Source organism: Ruegeria sp. A3M17 (assembly GCF_003318255.1).
Classification (GTDB): Bacteria; Pseudomonadota; Alphaproteobacteria; order Rhodobacterales; family Rhodobacteraceae; genus Ruegeria.
Genome location: NZ_QOCF01000020.1, coordinates 22,213 through 42,445, shown reverse-complemented (window position 1 = coordinate 42,445; position 20,233 = coordinate 22,213). Strand labels below are relative to the sequence as shown.

The window sequence follows — 20,233 nt, the reverse complement described above, 5'->3', positions numbered from 1 at the left end:
CTGATTGCTGCCTAGACCGGATTAGTTTGCCGATGGAGGAGTTGCAGGCACAGTTGCCATGGTAACCTCCACCGCTTCTGGCCAGCCGAAATTCGTTGTCCCGTCAGGTAGGCCCAAAACTCTGTCGAGTGTGAGAAACTGCATGTCGATTGCCGCCTGCAATTTCTCTGCGGCATGATCGGCTGTTTCAGTTCCCCGTGCCTCAATCGCGCGCAACAGCGCGAGATCAATAAAGGTGCTCAGGAACAAAATGAGTTCTGCGGCAGTATCAACATCTGCGACAGTAAACGTGCCCTCATCACAGCCTTTCTGAATGATCCCGGTCAGGACGGGCATAGCACCGGTTCTGACCCTGCGCTTGAACTGTTCAAGCAGAACCATGTTTTTGTCCTGATTCATGACCCGGAAAAATTCAACCTGACCAGGGTAGTCATGTTCACGTAAGTAGTTGGCACGCAGGTGGATAAAGCTGTGCAACAGGTCGAGCGCAGAGGAGGTCTCATCAGAGGCAACAACAGCCATCTGCGAAAAGACACCCTCTGCCATTCCGTCCAATACGCCAAACAACAACTCGTCTTTAGATTTGAAGTGATGATAAAACCCGCCCTTTGAGACGCTCGCCATATCAAGCACATCTTGTATGGTCGTATCCTCGAAGCCTTTGGAAAAGAACAACATCTGCGCGCACCCCAGCAGCTGAGCACGCCGTTCTTCGGGCGGCATGTTCTTTCGCTTCGTAGATTTCATACACTTTCCTCTTGCAAACCGACCGGCGGTCTGCAAATACAGACCCATAGTCGGTTTGTACCCCGACTCACCTGGCAGAGCAATGCAATTCACCTGCCAACCCGAATTTAACGATGCGTTTACGCAGCCTAATTCCGCAAGCGGTAGTGCTTTGCGGACCCGGTTGAGTTGCGCTCACGATGCAGGATCAAATGTCATGAATGCTCTTGTCTGTGGAATTACTTCGCCATCCGAGTTGCGTCGAATGTCTCGCCTGACGGGTATTCGCGAATTGTTCGGGGTTTTGATCACAAATAGCCTGAAACAGCGTGGGGCTCTGCGAGCTGAAACCCGGACAAGCTTGAAGCAGAAGCCCCCAAAGCAACGCGAAATTCAATCGGGTTATGGAAAGGCTATGAAAAAGCGCATTAAATCACTGGGGCCGGAGAACCCGGCATCTTTTGAAGCAAGTCGAAATCGAAGGTTTTCAATACGACGGATTGCCAACTCCGGTCAGTTTGTACGTTCAGTGTTCATCGCGCTCATCTGTGGTGCCGCTCTGAGCGGATGTGCCGCCAACATGGCAGCGACAGGCAGAGATGGCCCTGATCTGAGCGTCGTTAGCCAGGAGGCCACCCGCTTCAATGTTGAACGCCAGTTGGGCTCACCCGATGAATTGCAGCAACAAGCCAATGGCGATTGGTTGGCCGTCTATGATGTTGAGCCCAGGACAAAACCAAACCTGGCGCGAGCAGCAGGTCATGGAACACTGGATCTTTTTACCTTCGGGCTTTGGGAAGTAGTTGGTGGCCCGCTAGAGGTGGCACATGCGCGCCGGGTGCTGGTCACTGCCCGATATGACCAATCAGGGAAACTGCTTCAAATGACCAGCAAACCCAAACCGATCCTCTGATCCGAGTTTTGGATCACCGCTGGACGGAAACCGGAAAGCGTTAACTCCAATACCCCCACTAACGGAAAATCACTGCCGGTGGCGCATCACGCATGCCCAGCGTCCAGATGGTCTTTCCGCACAATCAAGAGAACGGACCTTTTAAATGAAGACTATCACGATGATCACACTGGCAGCGATGATGCCGACTTTGTCCTTGGCAAATGAAAGCTGGACCGGCTTCAACGCAGGCTTGCAGCTGTCCACAATCGATGTCTCCGAGGGCAACAACGACAATGGAAATGCAGCCCTGGGTCTCCATGCCGGCTATCTTCACGATTTTGACGGCTACGTAATCGGCGGTGAACTTACTTATGACGCGGGCGCTGAGATCGAGTCCGGAGGGAAAGTCGAAAAAGTCGATACTGTACGCCTGAAGTTCAAAGGTGGGCATGTGTTTGGCCGGGCATACCTCTATGGCGTGGTTGGTTATGCGAACATTGATGGCGGATCCAAGAGCGAAGATGGCTATTCCGCCGGTGTTGGCGTGACCTATCGCGCGACGGACACAATTTTGCTTGGTCTTGAATACCTGCGAGACACTTACGACACGTCAGGTGATGACATCACGGCAGACTCAGTTGCGCTTCGAGTGTCTTACAAATTCTAACAGAAGCCATTTGAGAACTCCAAAATGGCGGGGAGCCTTCTATCGGTTTCCCCTTTATCTACCACCTTCAAAATCCTGGGAGGCGTCAGGTGACTAAAATACCAACGCTAAAAACTGAGGGGCTACTTCTACGACCACCTAAGATGGAAGCTTGGCTCGACACTCTTGCGCTCATGGTCTCGAGGCGACCAAAGTTTATGGGCGGTGCTGTTTCCCCGCGCATACCCAAACACGGCGAGCTGGCATTCTTATCTAATCACATGCGTCGTGATGTCGGCCTCCTAGGAGATCACCAGCGCGAGCCCTCTCTCTTTCTGTGATGCTGAGTTCAGGTCGCAACCGAATTCGAGACGCACCCACAATGCTTCAACTCAATGGATAGCGAACAATGTGTTCATTCAAGCCTCAACGCGGTCTCATATTGCTGACATTCTGTGCTGCCATCGTTGCTGGATGGTCATTTGCCCAGGATCGTCAAAAAATTGCCGTGACGCCCAGCGGCGAAGATGTCGCAGCCGAAGAGTGTTTCGGAAGCTTCGTTTCACAGGAAATAGTTGTTCTTGGCGGGGTTGAGCAAACGATACTTATTCGCAATTGTGATTTGTCCCAACCGGTCCTGCTGTTTTTGCACGAGGGTCCGGGCGGTGCCGTGATGCCCTGGGTCGATTTGTTCCACACGCCCTTGCTGGAAGAGGGCTTTGTTGTTGTCCATTGGGATCAACGCGGAGCGGGAAGTTCATTCAACGAAGATCTCACGGTAGAAGACATCACGCCATCCAAGTTGGTGGCGGATACGATTCAACTCACCAACCTCCTACGCGACCGCTTTGGGCAAGAAAAAATATTCCTGACCGGTCATTCCTGGGGCAGCGCGCTAGGTTTCATGACTATCGCAGAAGATAGTTCACCCTATCACGCATTCATCCCAACGTCAGAGCGTGTCGCGTGGGCACGCAGTATGAACATGGGTTTTGAGTGGGCATCGGATCAGGCTGAAGTTCGCGGCGATGTTGAAACTCAGCGGAAACTCAAGGTGATTGAGCCGTTCGATGCACTTGATGAGGCAGATCTCACCGTACAGCGTGAAGTTTTAGCAGACTACGGAGCCGGAGACTTTCATACCGAAGGGCTATGGGATCGCTATCTCTCCTATGTGCTAGAAGGGCGGAGCCCCTACTACACGGACGCACAGGTTAAGAACTATCTCCGCGGTCTTGCGCTATCGAGCACAGCAATTGAACAGCCCGAGATCGTTGGTGCATACGACCTCTTCACCTCCCACCCGGTCCTGGATCTACCGGTCCACTTTATAACCGGAGCAGAAGACCAGAACACCCCAGCAGATCTGGCACATGAGTATTACGAACACCTTGAGGCTCCAGCGAAGAGTTTTACCCGTATCGATGGCGCCGCCCATATGGTGATGTACGACCAACCCATTGCCTGGGCTGAAGCCCTGGTTCAAATAAGAAACCAGACGCCTACCAACTGACGAGCGGCGCGGCGTCTCGTCATCCACTTCAATCAATCCTATCCCTCCCATTTGTGGAGAGGTGGATCCAGGAGTTGCAAAGATGGACATAGCTCGATTTTCCGAACGCCTCATGGGTATGAAGGACGAGGTTTGGCTGCGGCATGCGAACCCCTGGTCCGTTTGGACCCGTGTGTTGACACCCCTGCCTCTTCTGGCGTTGGCAATCTGGAGCAGAGCATGGATTGATTATTGGGCGTGGCTTGCGGTCGGCGTCGTTCTTGTCTGGATATGGATCAACCCACGCGCTTTTTCGCGGCCGGAGACTTTCGACAGTTGGTCGGCACAAGGTGTATTAGGCGAGCGTGTCTGGCTGCGGCATCGCGACAAAGTTGCAGAACATCATAAGCGCGTCGCAAATACGGTCGCCATTGCCAGCGGCGTTGGTCTCTTGCCGTTTGCCTATGGTCTGTGGGTATTCGACTTAGGGTTCACTTGCCTCGGCATAGTTGTGACCTCGGGCGGCAAGATGTGGTTTGTGGACCGCATGGCCTGGGTTTGGAGCGACTTCTTGCGCGACGGTGGAACTCTAGATGATCTGATAATTGGGAGTTGAACTGTGGCACCATACCTAAATCACTCGGAAAATTCTGACCTTCTAGTACCACAAATGGGCACGTTAGGTGGCATAGCGAGGATCAATCTCAACAGAGTTCACCCAAGAGAACTTTCTAAGCAATCAGGTTACACGCATGATTATCGAAGTTCGTCGCTACACACTAAAACCCGGACGTCGCGAGGAGTTTATCGAGTTTTTTGAACAAGAAAACCGTGTTGCATTGCGCGATGCAGGAATGCTGGTTTTCGGCCCCCTGCGGGATTTGGACAATCCTGACAAAGTCCACTGGATGCGGGCATTCTCGTCGCTTGAAGAGCGAGACAGGATCAAAGATAGTTTCTACAGAGGGCCGGTATGGAATGAGCACATCGAGCCCTTGGTAATGCCCTTACTCCTCCATTTCGAGGCGGATGTGACCGAAACAACAAACGGGTTTGAGGGCTTCGGGGGGTAGCTCATCATGGCATCCTGCCGCCCAGCTTCCTATGCATCGGTTGTCGCCATGACCTACTTCAAGGCGGGGGAATTCCCAAAGCCAAGGTTCCCGCCTACGACTGACAGATCGGTATGCAGCGAGGAGCGGCCCCACAGTGCTCTGGCTGTGGCGCCGGAATTCAGAGTCTCAACGTTTGCCCAACAAATGCCTCGCGACAGGGAAAAACCCGGTGTTCAAGAAGCACAATGCTCTTCGCTTTTCATTTGGGCACTTCTGACACTCCCATTTTTGCCAATGAACGGCGTTCTGGCCTCAGTCAATCAATGCGAAATTTGAAATGTGGGATTATGGAACCGAGCCTGCCTCGCGTCCAAGTCGACGGCTAAAATGGGCTCAAGTTCAACGTCTGCCCATTTCAATCCTCTGAGCGCTTATTCGGTTCAGCATCCGTCGCAGCCATTTGGTTTACGATGATAGTCAGCGATGTTTCCTTGCGCATCCAGGGAGAAATCGCAGCAGTCGTTGAAGAGTTTGCGTAGGTGACGACGGCTGGCCTGCACCTGGGATTTCAGCGTCGAATAACTGATGCCAAGCTCTTCTGCATAATCCTTTTGTGAGGTGTCTTGCAGATCAACTCGCGTTAGCAAACGACGCATTTCGGCTGGTAGTGCTTCGATAAAGGGTGCGACACAGCCTTCCAGCACATGTGTATCGTCATAGTCCCTGTTCTCGTACCAGAGGTCTTCCGGGATAACTGCGTCTGAGCGTCCCTTGCTCCGGTAGAAGTCAATGATCGTGTTGTTCGAGATCTGAAACAGCCACGACTTCAGGCTCTCAGCCTTGTCGAGCCTTCCGATACTCTGATGAGTCTTGAGCAATATCTCCTGAAGCAGATCGTCGACATCATCGCGATTTGATATCTTAGAGCGGAGGAAGGCAGTCAGGCTGGCGCGGTACTCCGACCAGATAACCTCCAAATCAGGGGTCTCTTGCTTCATTCGATTGAGCTCCTCTGTCACTGCGTGGCAGGTAATAAAAACACAGTTATTTCAGATAGTTGAATTTTTCCTTCCAAACAGTTCGTCTTTTTGCGTCGTCACTCGTCTTACAAGTCGGATCAAACAAGAAGGATTGCAACCATGATCAAGATCGTCAGTTTCAAAATCTGTCCCTTCGTGCAGCGTGTCACCGCAATGCTGGAGGCGAAACAGATTCCCTATGACATCGAATATATCGATTTGAAGAACAAGCCTGAGTGGTTTTTGGACATTTCGCCGACAGGTCAGGTGCCAATGCTGATCACAGAGGCTGGCCAATCGCTCTTCGAGTCTGACGCTATCATTGAATATATCGACGAGATATCAGCACCGATTCAATTGGGGCTGACAGCTGAACAGCGCGCGATCAACCGGGCGTGGAGCTATCAGGCCTCCAAGCACTATCTGGTGCAGTGCAGCATGATGCAGAGCGGAGACAAGACTGTGCTGGACGAACGCGAGGCAAAGCTACACAAATCTTTCGAGAAGGCGGAACGCCAATTGGGTGATGGTCCTTATTTCTCAGGGGACGCATTTGGCAACGTGGATCTCGCTTGGCTGCCGTTGCTGCATCGGGCGGCGATTGTCGAAGAACACAGCGGCTACGATATGCTAGCCCAATTCCCGAAGGTGAAAGCTTGGCAACAGGTCCTGTTGGAAACCGGCATCCCTGCGAAATCCGTGCCTGAGGACTTTCATCAAAGTTTTTCGGATTTCTATCTGGCTGAACGGACATGGCTTGGGCGCGGCGCAAATCTGAATGAGCCTCACGGCAAACCCGAGCAGGTTAAGGTCGGCGGTTGCTGCGGGTGATTTCATCGACCCTATCCCGCCCGTTTGCCTTAGGCAGATGGGCGGGCGCATAGTTGATCAACTTTGTAAGACACCAGAGCGAGGACAATATGGATCGATGGGTTGCAGGCGCTATTGCCAAAATCAATGCAGACGCACACAGGTCAGCAGATACGCATCTGTTCAAGCTTCCGATTTCAAGGCTGGGTGATGTAGACATCTATCTCAAGGATGAAAGCACCCACCCGACAGGTAGCCTCAAACATCGGCTGGCCCGGTCGTTGTTCCTCTATGCGCTCTGCAATGGTAGGATCAAGGAAGGCACCACAATCATCGAAGCCTCGTCCGGCAGCACGGCAGTATCTGAGGCTTATTTTGCGCGCATGATCGGCGTACCTTTCGTTGCTGTCGTTCCGGAAAGCACCGCGCAAAGCAAAATTCGTCTGATAGAGTTTTATGGCGGCCAAACCCATTTCGTTGCCTCGGCGCCAGAGATGCACGGCACATCAATCGAACTGGCGAAATCCATCGGTGGGTACTTCATGGACCAGTTCACCTATGCCGAGCGCGCGACCGACTGGCGCGGCAACAACAACATCGCTGAAAGTATATTTCGACAGATGGAGTGCGAACCGCACCCGATCCCCGCAATGCTGGTGATGAGCGCCGGCACAGGCGGAACCTCTGCCACGCTGGGACGGTACATCCGCTACAAGGGATATGATACCGAACTGACCGTGGTAGATCCGGAAAACTCAGTGTTCTTTGACAGCTACCAGACCGGGGATCGGAGCCTGACGTCCGATACGTCCAGCAGAATCGAAGGGATTGGCCGACCTAAGGTCGAGAACTCGTTCCAACCGGGCGTCATCGACCAGATGATAAAGGTGCCCGATGCGGCAAGTGTTGTGACGATGTTGTGGCTTGAAAAGACGATAGGAAGGCGGGCGGGTGCCTCGACGGGCACCAATCTCTGGGGTGCACTCCAGATTGCCAGGGAAATGAATGCCGCTAATAGGTCCGGTTCAATCGTCACGCTGTTGTGTGACAGCGGGGAAAGATATCTGGATACCTACTATGACCCAGAATGGGTTGGCAGCCAATTCGGAGACATTCGACCCTACACCGAAGACTTGGAAGGTTGGATGTCCTGATATTGACAATTGCAGCGCCCGGTCTGAGACCAGAACAATCAACATAGGAGCGGTTCCGATCAAGGTTGCAAGCTGGCTCAGTAGGCGTTCCGGGCCGTGACCGGTCATCATGAAGGTCATGTACTTGAGCGGTTGCTCACCTGTCACACTCTATGGAGCCGAGACTGTGGTTGGCATAGGCTGTCCAAATACCTGAAGGGCAACTCAGCTATTCTCAACACTGGGGAAAGTTCAAAGTGACTATTTACCTTATTCGACATGCTCAATCAGCATTTCAATGCTGTCTACGATCCCAATAAGCCAGATCCCATGATTTTCGATGCACCAATCACAGCGCTGGGAGAATCCCAGGCTGCGCAAGCTCGGATCGAAATCAGTCATCTTGATCTTGCAGACGTCATTGTTTCGCCGTTCACCAGAACACTGCAAACAGCCCATTTGATTTTTGGAAACAGGTTACCGTTTCAAATCAATGCCACAGTGCGAGAGCAGCTCTGTAACAGCTGTGATGTTGGAAGCCCGCCTCATAAACTTGCCAGAGATTATCCTCACCTTGATTTTGACCATCTTGATGACTGCTGGTGGCATGACGGAGAGAAAGACCACAGGGGCATCTCAGTTGAACCCCATGAGACCTTGCAGGAAAGAGCGGACGGGTTCGCCGAGTTTCTGAGGCGCGAAGGTATCCACTCCACAGCAATTGTTACTCATGGAAACTTCATTCGGGCGCTGACGGGAATCCAACCCAAAAATTGTGAAGTGATAAAATTCGACCCTCACTAAGTTCTGAATCTGCAACTTTGTTTGCCTGGATCTCGGCGAGTTGGGTGTATTTTTGAAGGCTATAGCTGTGCGGTGCGCATAAGCTGTTATGCAAAACACACCCAACGCAGGGTCACTGTACGGGAAAAGGCCTCTCACTGGATCGGACATTCGAACGCCCCAGAGCAGTCCTTCATGCAGATTGCGGCAATCGGCGGGTGAGAGTCCGAAGAATCGAATGCTACAACTAGCTCGAACGCCCGAAAATGGTGAACACGCCGGTTCAGGCGTGCTTACCCTATGGGTTGCGACAGCATTCAACATTGAAGCGGGGAGAGCTTGCCCCAGGACGCGGGTCGCAACACATTCTCATCTAGATGAAAGAACTTGAGGTTTGTCAGGAAGGCAGATCACCATCGACGCCTTGCACAAACCAGTTCATTTCATGAACCTGGTCGTCCGTCAGCACCTCTCCTTCTTTGATAATTGTCTCGCCATTTGCATCTACGATAGGACCGGCAAACGGGTTCAATGATCCTTCGTTTAATGCTTGTTCGATCCCAGTCGCGGCCGTTTTGACACCATCTGGCAGCGATTCATGGTAAGGGGCCATCATGACCAAGCCACCACTAATGCCATCCCATGTGTGATCGGTTTCCCAAGAACCATCCATTACATCCTGAACCCGCCGTATGTAGTACGGACCCCAATTGTTCACGATTCCGGTTAGATGTGCCTTTTCAGCGAATTGCGACATGTCTGCGTCCTGCCCAAAGCAGTAAACCCCTGCCTCCTCTGCTCGCTGGCAAGGTGCAGGATTGTTGGTATGCTGAGTTATGATATCTGCGCCCTGGATCTCGGCTGAAATGCGAGGTGGCGCACCAGCCTATCAGTCAAAGCGTCATATTTGAATTAAGTGAACTCTATCGGGTATTGGAAAACGCCCCTTTTTCGCACTGTTTACGATTCGAGTTCAGGTGCTTTCAAGGTGCTGCTGTATTTAGGTGCTGCCTGTCCGAATTGCCTGAGCGTTTGCTCATTTGCACGTCGCCTCTTGGATCAGTTGTGCTCTGATCCATCAGGTCGACGATCTCAGTACGGATTTCCAGATCTGCCATTGCGCCTTCAACCAAGGGCCTTGTCAGCTCTGCCAGACAAGGTCGCGCACCTGCATTTATGTTTTCATGCTCTCGCAGGATCGCGCGGCACATGACCCCGGGAACAAAAGGACCGTGTCCCTTTTCCGCGATCAGCTTCCAGTTTCGGGTTAGGCTCTGCCCGCCGCGCTTGCCGGAAACACTCACCTGCATACCGCCTCGGTCACTCCCGAAGGGATAAAGCGCTTTTGAAAGAACGTAGAGCGCAGAATAGGCTATGTCCGGTAGTTCAAAGTGCCCGTACTGCCTGAGTTTAGCCAGCAGATGTAATGCCCAGTTCATCACCGGAAGTTCCAGGCCCGCACGAAACATGACACTTTTCGCGCCCGTCTTTTCCGGCAGCAGTGCGATGTCGGGAACGTCGACACTGTATCCAGCCCGCCTCATGCCCGGTTCCAGTTCATACAACTTTCGATCCGTCCATCCGGTAGTTGTTTGCCAAGCACCATTGCGCCACACCTGATGCCGCCGTCCGACACCGCTGACAATACTCTTGATAACGGACATGCCTCGCGGTGCCCGGTTACCTGGCAGGATAGCGATGTCGATAACATCAACTTCATCCAGATCTTCGATCAAATCTTCGACGATACAGGAAGACAGACCGGGTACGCTGGATGCACCGGAAAGGGCAAAAACACCTGCGGTTGTTGCTTCGGTGTTCAAAGCACCAATACCCTTCGTGAACTTGGCGCTGTCCGACAGATCAAGATAGTGGCAGCCATGAGCGATACAGAGTTTCGGGACTTTATACGGATCATCACCATAGTGTTGGAACGGTCCTGCCGCATCAATCACAACGTCTGGCTTAACGTCGAAAACAGCCTCTGGTGCTTTGCCAATGTCCAATTTCAGGGTTTGCGCCCCGAGTTCCTGAGCCAGAGCGCGACCCTTTTCAGGGCGTCGCCCGGCCAGCCAAAGCTGATGCCCATCACGTGCCAGCAATCGGGCCGTCAGGGATCCGAAAACACCGTATCCGCCGATAATCACGACCTTCATGACGGGACACTCCCGATAACCTCAGCATCATGAAAGGTTGCGTCCTGCCAGATCAGCTGGCCAAAAAGCGGATGCGCCAATTCCAAGGTGAACCGGAACTGCCCACCCCCGAGTTCTTCGTGGCCGACCACAAGCCCCCCAGGACAGAACCACCGTGGCAGAGGCAGGCGTTTTTGCCCCAGTTTCAGGAAGTAGCGGTCGCTGACGAAATAGAGACCGTTCGCTGTGCTTTCGAGCTTTAGCGAGATGCCAATCCCAAAGCCGATATATTCTTCCAATCCGGTTGGCCCGGCAAAACGTTTTGAGCTGCCGACCATCTGTGGAAACCCAGCCGCCCGACCATATTGCCGGATCCAAAACTGCCCGCCGGTTGCCGCATCTTCGGTGACGGTGACCACGGCGGATCGGCCGACAGAGGTGCGATCAAACGGCAGCGGTGCCCCGATTACGCGCAGGGCAAAGGCCAGCGTGCGCCCGACGGGGTTCATCCGCATTTGGGTCACGCGGCCCTGATAGGCAAGGCTGGCATCCCCCAGCAGGCGCTTGCTGAACCGGCGCTGAATTGCCTTGGGCAGGCGCGACCACGCCGAAGCCCCCAGCAAGTTTTTGAATCGATCATCCCGACTGCTGACCGCATCGGATTGCGGTTGAGCTGGTTTCGCGCAAAGCGGCGTTATCTTTTCTCTAAATTCGATCATTCTGTTTTTTCCGTCAAAAGAGAAATTACGGGGCAAATTTTTAGCTGCTTTTTTTGCCTCCGGTGAAGCTGAGCAGGGAAACGACTTTGGTTCCCATTTTCATCAACATCACCAGTTTCGGACGGGGCACCGTCAGCATGTCGCTGAACCACGTATCGGCGGTTGCCAGAAACTCTTGCATGTCCTGCATGCGCCGCAACGCTGTTGGGTCAAGACTGCTTTCGGTTTCAGCCTGGGCCACGCAGGCGCGCAGGGCTTGCGTGGCCGGATCAATCTCGCGTTCCTTGCGCCCTTGGGCGATACGGATCCCCATTTCCCAGACATCGACTTCGGCCTCATAATGCTCGCGCCTGTCGCCTGGCACCGGAATGCGGCGAATGAGGCGCCAGCTCACCAGTTCTTTGAGCGAGTTGGACACGTTGGATCGCGCAATACCCAATGACTCGGCTATCTGCTCGGCATTAAGGGGTTTGGAGCTAAGATAAAGCAGCGCGTGAATTTGCGCCACAGAGCGATTGACTCCCCATTGATTGCCCATATCACCCCAATAGAGGATGAATTGGCTTGCAGCGTCAGATTTCGTTATGTCGTAAATTTCTGTCATGACAGAAATATCTGTTACAATGAAACCAAAATCAAGACCTATGTTGATCTAGTGACAAATAATCTCCTTCGAAAGCGACGACCGAGCCCATTTACCAACGGATATGACCAGATATTCACTTTGAAATCTTGAGCTGGCTATCCCTCAGCGGATTCAATCTTCCAGGCGTCGAGCAACCTGGGAAGTGCTACATCCCAATCCATGACGCCTGTTTTCTTTGCCCAACTATTGTATTGACCAACCAAGTCAGCCTCCAATTCAGCGTTGCGTCCTCTTTGGTTTCTCAGTTCCGTGCGATCTGCTTCGATGTCATAGAGTTCCCAATCCTGCCCATGCTGCCTGACCAGTTTGAACTGACCAAGCCGGACGGCCGCGTTGCCTTCATGTTCGAAAAAGATGGGTTCTTCACGCGACCAGCCCTTGCCGCGAAACAGGTCCATCAAGGATTGTCCCTGCAGAGGCTGAATTTCGTGCCCGCCAACCTCGCCTTGGTACTGGCTTCCCGTTGCCTCCAATATTGTCGGTAGAATATCGACAACGTGGCAAGCCGCATGCGCATTTGCGCCCGGTGCGAACCCTTTGGGCCAGTGTGCTATGAGAGGTGTCGAAATGCCGCCCTCATGGACGTAGTGCTTGAACAGCCGGAACGGCGCATTCGACACATTTGCCCATGGTTTGTCGTAGCTCTGATAAGTCAGAGCATCGCCCGGCATCACGTCAGCACGGTTTCCCATCTTGATGTGTCGACCATCATTCGTGGTATCCGGAAAGAATTTTGCCCACCCGTCTTCGGCCATGAACTCAGCGCATCCACCGTTGTCGGACAGAAACATGATCAGCGTGTTTTCAAAATGTCCCATGCGCTTCAGCTCAGAGATAAGCCTGCCGATAGATTGATCCATCCTGTCCACCATCGCGGCGTAGGTGGCCATCTTACGCGCCTCCCAATCAGTGTTCTTCTCTGAGCCCCAAGGATGAACATCGCCGTCACGTGGTGAGATATCCCAGTTTGTCTGGAATAGGTTCATGCCATTCATGGTTTCATGTCGCGCCGTGCGAATAGCGTCCCAGCCCGATGTGTATACGCCGTCATAGCGCGCAATATCCTCGGGATGGGCATGCAGAGGCCAATGCGGTGCAGTATGCGCGAGATAAAGGAAAAAGGGCTGATCGTCAGGGGTTTCTTCGATCATTCCAATGGCTTTGTCCGTGATTGCATCCGTGAAATAGAAGTCATCCGGGAAGGTCATAACGCGGCTGTCGTCTTCGAGCATGTAGTGAGGCGAAAAGAAGTGGGTGACGCCGTCGACAATTCCGTAAAAACGATCAAACCCGCGTTGTCGCGGCGTTGGATGCTCAAAATCGCCGATGCGCCAGCTATCGATTTCGCGGGCCATGAAGTCCCCGGCGACATGCCATTTGCCTGACATCAGGGTCCGGTAACCATTTGCCTTCAGGTGCTCTGCAATCGTGGCACTATCATTGCGTAGAAACCCCTGATACGCGGGCGTTCCCAGATGCGCCCCCATGTGGCCCACGCCTGCGTTGTGTGGATACAACCCGGTCAAGAGAGATGCCCGCGTCGGGCAGCAACGGGCGCAGTTATACATGGTTGAAAGCAGCACGCCGTTACGGGCAAGAGCATCGATGTTCGGGGTCCGGATTTCTGATCCGGTTGCACCTAAATCAGCAAAGCCCAAGTCATCCGCCAAGACTAAAATTACGTTCGGTCTCAACTTTGTCTGCATTCGCCAACCCCATCGCTACGCTAAGCAGTGTAGCTCAAATTCGACTGCGTGCTTGACCCAAATCGACCCAAATGCGTTGTGGTGTGCATCGGGCTGTGTTGGAAAATCCGACAAGGGGATGCTCAAGGGATATCGATAGCCTGCAGATGGCTGAAAAAGAAGCTGGTTGGACGCCGGCGGAATTCAGGACTTGCGCCGAAAAGAAAAAAACCGGTTGATGACGAAGCGATACGACTGCAGGCAAAGCTGATCTCAAACATTGGCTTTACCGAAACATAGTTCGGATCCGGAGTTGAGCAGACATAAACGGGAACAGGATTTGATAAGTGCCATAATTAACGCGGCTTCGCAGCGTTACATGGATATCCGTTTGAGTATTCCAGGTGGGCATCGCGTACGCATAGTCGAACGCCCCGGTCTCTGGATGCCGAGCGATGAGCTGGACAACCTGGTCGCGGATCTGCGGAGCGTGGCGTCGAAAACGCTGCCTGCCGGAGAACTGGCATATGGCGTCTTCGCCGGGGATCGCGACCGGCTTGGGTATTCGGTGATCACTCTGATTTCGCGCCGGGATGATGATACGCCTGTTGCCTTCAATGCTTTGGCTCTGATGGATGTCGACTTGGGGCACCGGTCCGAACAGGTATTGCATCTGGGATTGGTCATGGTTGATCCGGATCTTCGCAACCAGGGCTTCAGCTGGGTTCTCTATGGGCTGACCTGTGTGCTGCTCTTGTTTCGAAATGGTATGCGCCCGCTTTGGGTTTCGAATGTGACACAAGTCCCTGCAGTTGTTGGGCTGGTTGGTCAGGGCTTTGCCCGGGTGTTTCCCACGGCACAGACGGGGCCGCAGAACCGACGCAGTCTTCTGCATCTGCATTTGGCGCGGAGCATCATGAAAGATCACCGCCATGTCTTTGGCGTCGGACCTGATGCAGGGTTTGACGAAGACCGCTTTGTGATCACCAACGCCTATACCGGCGGGTCGGATCATCTGAAGAAAACCTTCGAGGATGCGCCGAAATATCGGGATCAAATCGTCAATGCGTTCTGTGAAAACCAGCTCGATTATGATCGGGGCGATGACGTCCTGCAATTGGGGCAAATGGATATGCCGACCGCCCTGTCTTATGTCGGGCGCGAAGTTCCGCGCGGGTCCTTTGCTGCCCTTGCCCTTGCGGTCATAGCTGCGGTCTTGCAGCGACTGGCGATGCCGCTTTGGCAATGGGCGGACACGCGGCACGAATTCGGCATCCTCAGGCCAAGAGAGCAGAATAAATGACGGAATTTACCTATCAGGAATTTACGACCCGCAACCTCGGTTTTGTGTCCGGGGATGAGCAATCACGACTGCGCAACGCCTGTGTGTTCGTCTGCGGCACCGGAGGAATGGGGGGCAGCGCGATCATGACCCTGATCCGCGCCGGGGTGGGCCGGTTGATCCTGGCCGATTTGGATGCGTTCGAAGTGTCCAACCTGAACCGACAGCTTTTTGCGACGCTAAAGACAGTCGATCAGGACAAAGCGCAGGCAACGCGGGATCAGTGCCTGCAAATCAATCCCGAAGCTGAGATTGAGGTGCTTGGTGCGGAATGGCCCGACCATGTGGATCGTCTGGTTCAAAGCGCGGATGTTGTGATCAATGGCACAGACGATCTTGGCGCCAGCTTGCTGCTATATCGGACGGCGCGGGCCAAAGGGCGCGCGGTGATCGATGCCTATGCGTCCCCGTTGCCGTCAGTCTATGTCACAACCCCCGACGACCCCATGCCCGAGGAACGTCTAGGCTACACCAAACCCGGCACCATCTGGAACGCGCTACCCCCCGAGATGCGGGATGCGGCGGCCCAAGCCGAGGCCGAATATGTGCTGACCCATTCCTCATCCCGGCACCACGTTGATCTGGCTCTGGCAGGTGAGGTGATTGCCGGAACCCGCAGCCGCATGTCCTTTGCGCCGATGGTCATTATGGCGGGGACATTGATGGGAGGAGAGGCGCTTCAGTCTGTACTGGGCCGCCCGCACGGCGCGGATTATCGCGGTTGGTTTCTGAACCCACACACTGGCAAAGTTGAGCGGCCTTTGCCGCGCTTTCTTGCCGCGCTGATGCGTCCGCTGGTTCGACAGCAGATGAACAAGTTGCTGGCGTCATGATGGATACTGCGGCCTTTCTGGCGGATGCCTGGGTTTCGCTCTGTGCGGCGCTGGGTGCGGCAACTGTTTTGCTGCGTCTTCAGGACCTGGTGCAGAGGCCGGAAATCGCCAAGCGGTTTCAATTTTGCTTGTGGGTTCTGGTCGTTCTGATGCTGGCTCGGATTGGTCACTGGGGCGGCTGGGGTTGGCTGTTTTCGGCGGTCACAAATATCTGCGCGGCACTGATACCTTTGGCTGCACTTGTTCTCTCCGAAGGGCTTATGCGCCGCCACGCGCCGCCGGTGCTGAAACAGGTTTGTGCTTGGGGGGGCGTGATTTTCGGGCTGTTGGGTCTTTTCCAGTTCAGCAGTGTTGAGATCACCCGGCTGGCCGGTCTGCTGCTGTTTCAACTGTTCGGTTTGGGCGGCGTCGCTCTGTTCGTGTTGCGGCGCGACAAAGACAGCCTGTCATCGGCGGAAAACAGAACCATCAATTGGATAAGCCTGTCCTTTCTGCTGATCCTGCCGTTTCTGGCAACAGATTTCATGCGCGGTACGGCGCTTGACCTGCCGGTCAGGCTGGGTGGCGTGGCCGTGCTGGGACTGTGCTGGTTGTCGATCGGGATGAACCGTTCCGGATTGCGGCCGTGGGATACGCTGCGAGGTTTCGGCATCGTTATTGTCATGGCCGTTCTGCTACCGCTGATCTTTTCGGGGATCGTGCCGGTGGATATGCGGTCCGGCGTGCAGCTAATAGCGATCATATTGTCCACGCTCATGCTGTTGGCAATTTGGCAGGCGGCGATTGCCTTGCGGATTGAGGATCGCCAGCTGATCGCCCTGCGCGAGATTGCGGATGTCGAAGGGCAGGGACCACAAGCCAGCTTGACTTTGCTGCGTCGGGCTGCCGGATCTCCGGACGTGATACTGGTGGAAGAAGCAGATTTGATGGACATGAATCTTGATGATTTGCGCGCCAGCTTCACCACAACACCCGTGCAACAATTGGGGGCAACGGATGACGAACAGGTCAATTGGCTGTTCGCCCGTTTTGATGCGACCCATGCGGTGTTCCTGTCCGGCACCCCGATGCGGGTGGTCATGCTCAACAGTCCTGAAATCGCGGCCCTGGACAGTACCGGTGCAGCCTTGCGTGCGGTACAGCGCATGGCGCGCGTCTTGGTAAATGGGGCGCAGGCATGATTGAGTTGCTCGAACGGGATTTTGCAAGTTTCTTCGCGGCCCCGTTTCACGCCTATGGTGCCGACACTCTGTATGTTTCCCCGATGAAGGCGGATCTGAAACGTTTCTTGTCGATCAAGAATCCGTTGTTTTCCGATGCATCGGACATCACCTATTTCTCGGTGAAACGCCAAGGCAAGCCTGTGGGTCGCATCACAGCCCATCTGCATCGGGGATCGAATGACCTGCATCATGAGGCACGGGGATGCTTTGGCTTTTTCGATTGCGCAAATGATCCCGAGGTTGCTGCGCAATTGCTGCAGGCGGCGGAAAGCTGGGCCCGCGCGAAGGGCATGACCCGGCTGACCGGCAATTTCAACCTGACTGCGATGCAGCAGGCAGGGATCATGACGGATGGTTTTGACCGGGCCCCTTTTACCGATCAGATCTGGGGGCCTGGACACCTGCCAGGGCTGCTTGAGGAGAACGGATACAAGGCACACTTTCCGATGACGACGTTCGAACGGCGTCTAGACACCAACCCGGCCCCGCAGGTTTTGCCCGACGAGCAGCGCGCGCAATTGTTAGAGCAAGGGTTCTCTTTCGCGCCTGTCACCCGTGCGACCATCGCCGAACGACTTGAAGACGCCCGTGCCATTCTGAACTGCAGCTTCAAAGACAACCCAATGTTTGTTCCGGTGACGGCTGAAGAGTTCCACTTTCAGGCCAAAGACATGAAATGGATCATGGACCCGCGGATTTCAAAAGTTGTGCATTATCGTGGTCAGCCTGCGGGCGCGGTGATTGCCATTCCCGATCTCAACCCATTGCTCCGGCGGATCGGATCGCGGTTGCGCCTGTCGCTGCCGTATCACTACCTCAAATACAAAGCCCGCCGTGACCGCGCAGTGGTCATCTTTCAGGGCGTAATGCCCGAGTTTCAGGGCCGTTCGGTCAATCCATTGATGCTGAGCGAGATGACACGGGACATGATGGCCGCCGGATATAAAACGGTTGGTGGCACGTGGATTGCTGAGGAAAACGCGGCCAGTTTGCGCCAAACTGAAAAGGCGGGGGCCGTACCGCTGCACAGGTTGCATCTGTTTTCCAAGGAGCTGACGTAGTGGATCGCGCAGAATTTGAAGCAATTGTTGCGCAGGCGATGCTTGCCCCTTCGGCGCATAACACGCAACCAGCGCGATGGCGGCTGGATGGCGCGTGTATCGAGGTCCATGCCGATCTGTCACGGCGCCTGCCTATTGGAGACCCGGACGATCGTGATCTGGACGTCTCCTGTGGTGCGGCGGTCGAGGGCACAGTGTTGGCCCTGGCGGCGCGCGGATTTGATGCCGACGTAACCTTGTCGGAAGGGCCGGTCGAGGCGGGATTGCGCATGATTGCCCGCATTGTCCCCAAGCCAACCGCTGATGCCGGTGACGTGGTGCTGGCCAAGGAGGTTTCAAGGCGTCTGACGCATCGTGCAGGTTTTACACCTTCACCGCAAGAAGCCTTCCGGAATTGGCGCGCCGACCACATGGCATTGGTCCAGGATGCGTCCCAGATCGAATGGCTTGCCGGGCAAATCGACATCGCCTCGGCCCGGGTCATGCGGTCCAGGGACTTTCGGTCCGAGTTGCTGCACTGGATGCGCTTGCGCGAAGACGATCCCAACTACCACACCGACGGTCTGAACCGAGAGGTGCTTGTTATGGATGCGGCTACCGCAAGGTTTGCACCAACCATTCTGGGTGGCAGGCTTTATGACATTTTATCGTTCTTGGGCCTGGGCCCGCACCTGTCGGGCGAGGCTGCGCGCAGCCGTGGGGCAGGTGCAATCGCACTGTATCACTGGCCTGAAAATGGGTCGATGGTCGCCGCTGGCCGGGCGTTTTACCGGTCCTGGTTACAAGCCACCGCACGTGGGTTGGTGGGATGGCCTGCCGCGGCTTTGGCGGATGACCCACTTACGCGCGCCGCTGTTTCGGATCGTATTAACATACCAGCCGACAGGGTTCTGTTCAACGCGTTAAGACTGGGGGTCGCCAACGGTGCCACCCCCAGTCGAACGCGCCTGTCGGTGCGCGAGGTTATCGTTTAGGCGGCGATGTTCTCGCCCACCTCTTTCAGCAGCTTCTCGGTCTTTGCGTCTTCGATCCGATTGTGCAGACGTTGCGATTCCTCACGGTCGCGCAGGGTTTTTGTGATCGAAACGGTGGTATGTACCAACATCAACGCGGACATGGAGTAGAACCCTTTTGCCGCAAAGCTGGCTTCCAGGAAGTAGATGCCGCCAGCCATCATCGCTGCCGCGACAATGAACGAAATAATGGTGAACATGTTCCAGGCGTTGGATTGCGGCAGGTTCAGGTTTTCTTCGGTATTCATGGATCAATTCCTTTCAGTTTCTCTGTTGGTTCAATTTGGTTTGATCGTCAGCTCGATTTCGATTTGTTGGATTTCTGCGCCTTCTTTTTCAGGCGATCGAGAACGTCGTCAGCGTTTGACCGCAAGGGCTTGCCGCACCCTGCTTCAGCCAACTTGTCGCGAATGTGCTCGGCCGAATCCGTTGCTTCTAGCTCGGTCATGGCGCGCGCGGTGGCGTCCATCTCGCTTTGGCGCTCTTGCAAGCGTTGCAAGGTGTCTTCCGCCTCGCGGAGTGTGGACAACCCGCTGTCTGGCGCGACTTGCTGAAGGCGCTGCGTCTTGTCCGTGGCTGTGGCAAGGCGCTGACCGCGCTGTAACTGCCTTAGCCGGGTTTCGGCCTCGCGAAGGACAGTGCGCAGGCGGCTGATCTCGGTTTCAAACCGGGCCTGCGCTTGCGTTGACACGTCACGCTCTGCCTCAAGATGGGCGATTGTCTCGGCTGCGTCCCGCGCCAGATCCTCGCGGTCTTGTTGCAAGGCATCCAGCGTGCGCGTTTCGAGGTCTGCGATCTGTTGGGTCAACCTCTTGTGCTGTCTGATCTCTTGTTCGTTCTGCGCCATTGCGACGGCGACCGCCTTGCGCGACACCTGAATGGCATGGGCGCAATCCCGGATTTGCTGACGCAAAATGGGTAGAGCGTGACGATCCGTAACAACGGTTGCCGCCTCAAAGGCCCGGCCTCTTAACAAAGTGGCAAACTGTTTGAACATCTTTGACTCCTCGTTTATGA

General features: G+C 54.6%; 22 protein-coding genes. 13 read left to right on the top strand and 9 right to left on the bottom strand.

Features of this window, described 5'->3' with window-relative positions:
* Positions 1-21: 21 nt before the first annotated feature.
* Complete coding sequence (locus DS906_RS12225) at positions 22-723, bottom strand: TetR/AcrR family transcriptional regulator (RefSeq protein ID WP_158541320.1); 702 nt, start codon at positions 721-723, stop codon at positions 22-24.
* A gap of 220 nt (positions 724-943) precedes the next feature.
* Between DS906_RS12225 and DS906_RS12220 the strand changes: the two genes are divergently transcribed.
* The 5 genes from DS906_RS12220 to DS906_RS12200 all read left to right on the top strand — a co-directional run bounded on the left by DS906_RS12220 (position 944) and on the right by DS906_RS12200 (position 4,832).
* Positions 944-1,639, top strand: a complete 696-nt coding sequence (locus tag DS906_RS12220; RefSeq protein ID WP_147235240.1) for a hypothetical protein — start codon at positions 944-946, stop codon at positions 1,637-1,639.
* A gap of 145 nt (positions 1,640-1,784) precedes the next feature.
* The gene (locus tag DS906_RS12215; protein WP_113790442.1) at positions 1,785-2,288 is read left to right on the top strand and encodes an outer membrane protein; all 504 of its coding nucleotides are present in this window, start codon (positions 1,785-1,787) and stop codon (positions 2,286-2,288) included.
* Positions 2,289-2,676: 388 nt separating this feature from the next.
* The gene (locus DS906_RS12210) at positions 2,677-3,780 is read left to right on the top strand and encodes an alpha/beta fold hydrolase (protein ID WP_113790441.1); all 1,104 of its coding nucleotides are present in this window, start codon (positions 2,677-2,679) and stop codon (positions 3,778-3,780) included.
* Between the two features lie 82 nt (positions 3,781-3,862).
* Positions 3,863-4,375, top strand: a complete 513-nt coding sequence (locus tag DS906_RS12205) for a DUF6653 family protein (RefSeq protein ID WP_113790440.1) — start codon at positions 3,863-3,865, stop codon at positions 4,373-4,375.
* A 136-nt stretch (positions 4,376-4,511) separates the two neighbouring features.
* Positions 4,512-4,832, top strand: coding sequence for an antibiotic biosynthesis monooxygenase (locus tag DS906_RS12200; RefSeq protein ID WP_113790439.1), 321 nt, complete (start codon positions 4,512-4,514; stop codon positions 4,830-4,832).
* 422 nt (positions 4,833-5,254) lie between these two features.
* Here the strand turns inward: DS906_RS12200 and sigZ are convergent, their stop codons facing one another.
* Entirely contained in the window at positions 5,255-5,812 is a 558-nt protein-coding gene (gene sigZ, locus DS906_RS12195; protein ID WP_113790438.1) for an RNA polymerase sigma factor SigZ, read from the bottom strand.
* A gap of 141 nt (positions 5,813-5,953) precedes the next feature.
* Here sigZ and DS906_RS12190 point away from each other — a divergent pair, with 141 nt between their 5' ends.
* The 3 genes from DS906_RS12190 (at position 5,954) to DS906_RS12180 (ending at position 8,580) form a co-directional block, all read left to right on the top strand.
* Complete coding sequence (locus DS906_RS12190) at positions 5,954-6,664, top strand: glutathione S-transferase family protein (RefSeq protein WP_113790437.1); 711 nt, start codon at positions 5,954-5,956, stop codon at positions 6,662-6,664.
* Between the two features lie 89 nt (positions 6,665-6,753).
* Entirely contained in the window at positions 6,754-7,797 is a 1,044-nt protein-coding gene (locus DS906_RS12185) for a PLP-dependent cysteine synthase family protein (RefSeq protein WP_113790436.1), read from the top strand.
* 258 nt (positions 7,798-8,055) lie between these two features.
* The gene (locus DS906_RS12180) at positions 8,056-8,580 is read left to right on the top strand and encodes a histidine phosphatase family protein (protein WP_233494771.1); all 525 of its coding nucleotides are present in this window, start codon (positions 8,056-8,058) and stop codon (positions 8,578-8,580) included.
* A 376-nt stretch (positions 8,581-8,956) separates the two neighbouring features.
* On the opposite strand, the gene DS906_RS12175 is transcribed toward DS906_RS12180, so the two are convergent.
* The 5 genes from DS906_RS12175 to DS906_RS12155 form a co-directional block, all read right to left on the bottom strand.
* Positions 8,957-9,400, bottom strand: coding sequence for a BMP family ABC transporter substrate-binding protein (locus DS906_RS12175; protein WP_255415396.1), 444 nt, complete (start codon positions 9,398-9,400; stop codon positions 8,957-8,959).
* 142 nt (positions 9,401-9,542) lie between these two features.
* Entirely contained in the window at positions 9,543-10,715 is a 1,173-nt protein-coding gene (locus tag DS906_RS12170; protein ID WP_113790434.1) for a saccharopine dehydrogenase family protein, read from the bottom strand.
* Positions 10,712-11,413, bottom strand: coding sequence for a DUF4166 domain-containing protein (locus tag DS906_RS12165; protein WP_113790433.1), 702 nt, complete (start codon positions 11,411-11,413; stop codon positions 10,712-10,714). The genes DS906_RS12170 and DS906_RS12165 overlap by 4 nt, the downstream gene beginning before the upstream one ends.
* Positions 11,414-11,453: 40 nt before the next feature.
* Entirely contained in the window at positions 11,454-12,017 is a 564-nt protein-coding gene (locus DS906_RS12160; RefSeq protein ID WP_113790432.1) for a GbsR/MarR family transcriptional regulator, read from the bottom strand.
* 137 nt (positions 12,018-12,154) lie between these two features.
* On the bottom strand, positions 12,155-13,765 hold the full coding sequence (locus tag DS906_RS12155) for an arylsulfatase (protein ID WP_113790431.1): 1,611 nt from the start codon (positions 13,763-13,765) through the stop codon (positions 12,155-12,157).
* Positions 13,766-14,123: 358 nt separating this feature from the next.
* Here DS906_RS12155 and DS906_RS12150 point away from each other — a divergent pair, with 358 nt between their 5' ends.
* Genes DS906_RS12150 through DS906_RS12130 form a run of 5 tightly spaced genes read left to right on the top strand, consistent with a single transcriptional unit; the run spans position 14,124 to position 19,177 of the window.
* Positions 14,124-15,047, top strand: a complete 924-nt coding sequence (locus DS906_RS12150) for a hypothetical protein (protein WP_113790430.1) — start codon at positions 14,124-14,126, stop codon at positions 15,045-15,047.
* Entirely contained in the window at positions 15,044-15,919 is an 876-nt protein-coding gene (locus DS906_RS12145; RefSeq protein ID WP_113790429.1) for a ThiF family adenylyltransferase, read from the top strand. The genes DS906_RS12150 and DS906_RS12145 overlap by 4 nt, the downstream gene beginning before the upstream one ends.
* A complete protein-coding gene (locus tag DS906_RS12140; RefSeq protein WP_113790428.1) occupies positions 15,916-17,100 on the top strand; it encodes a hypothetical protein in 1,185 nt (394 codons plus the stop codon). Before DS906_RS12145 ends, DS906_RS12140 begins: the two co-directional genes overlap by 4 nt.
* Positions 17,097-18,203, top strand: coding sequence for a GNAT family N-acetyltransferase (locus tag DS906_RS12135; RefSeq protein ID WP_113790427.1), 1,107 nt, complete (start codon positions 17,097-17,099; stop codon positions 18,201-18,203). Before DS906_RS12140 ends, DS906_RS12135 begins: the two co-directional genes overlap by 4 nt.
* Entirely contained in the window at positions 18,203-19,177 is a 975-nt protein-coding gene (locus DS906_RS12130; RefSeq protein WP_113790426.1) for a hypothetical protein, read from the top strand. The genes DS906_RS12135 and DS906_RS12130 overlap by 1 nt, the downstream gene beginning before the upstream one ends.
* On the opposite strand, the gene DS906_RS12125 is transcribed toward DS906_RS12130, so the two are convergent.
* Together DS906_RS12125 and DS906_RS12120 are read right to left on the bottom strand one after the other, a co-directional pair.
* On the bottom strand, positions 19,174-19,464 hold the full coding sequence (locus tag DS906_RS12125; protein WP_113790425.1) for a YiaA/YiaB family inner membrane protein: 291 nt from the start codon (positions 19,462-19,464) through the stop codon (positions 19,174-19,176). The two genes, DS906_RS12130 and DS906_RS12125, sit on opposite strands and share 4 nt — an antisense overlap.
* A 47-nt stretch (positions 19,465-19,511) precedes the next feature.
* Positions 19,512-20,213: a PspA/IM30 family protein gene (locus DS906_RS12120; protein WP_113790424.1), complete on the bottom strand. Its 702-nt coding sequence runs from the start codon at positions 20,211-20,213 to the stop codon at positions 19,512-19,514.
* Positions 20,214-20,233: the final 20 nt, after the last annotated feature.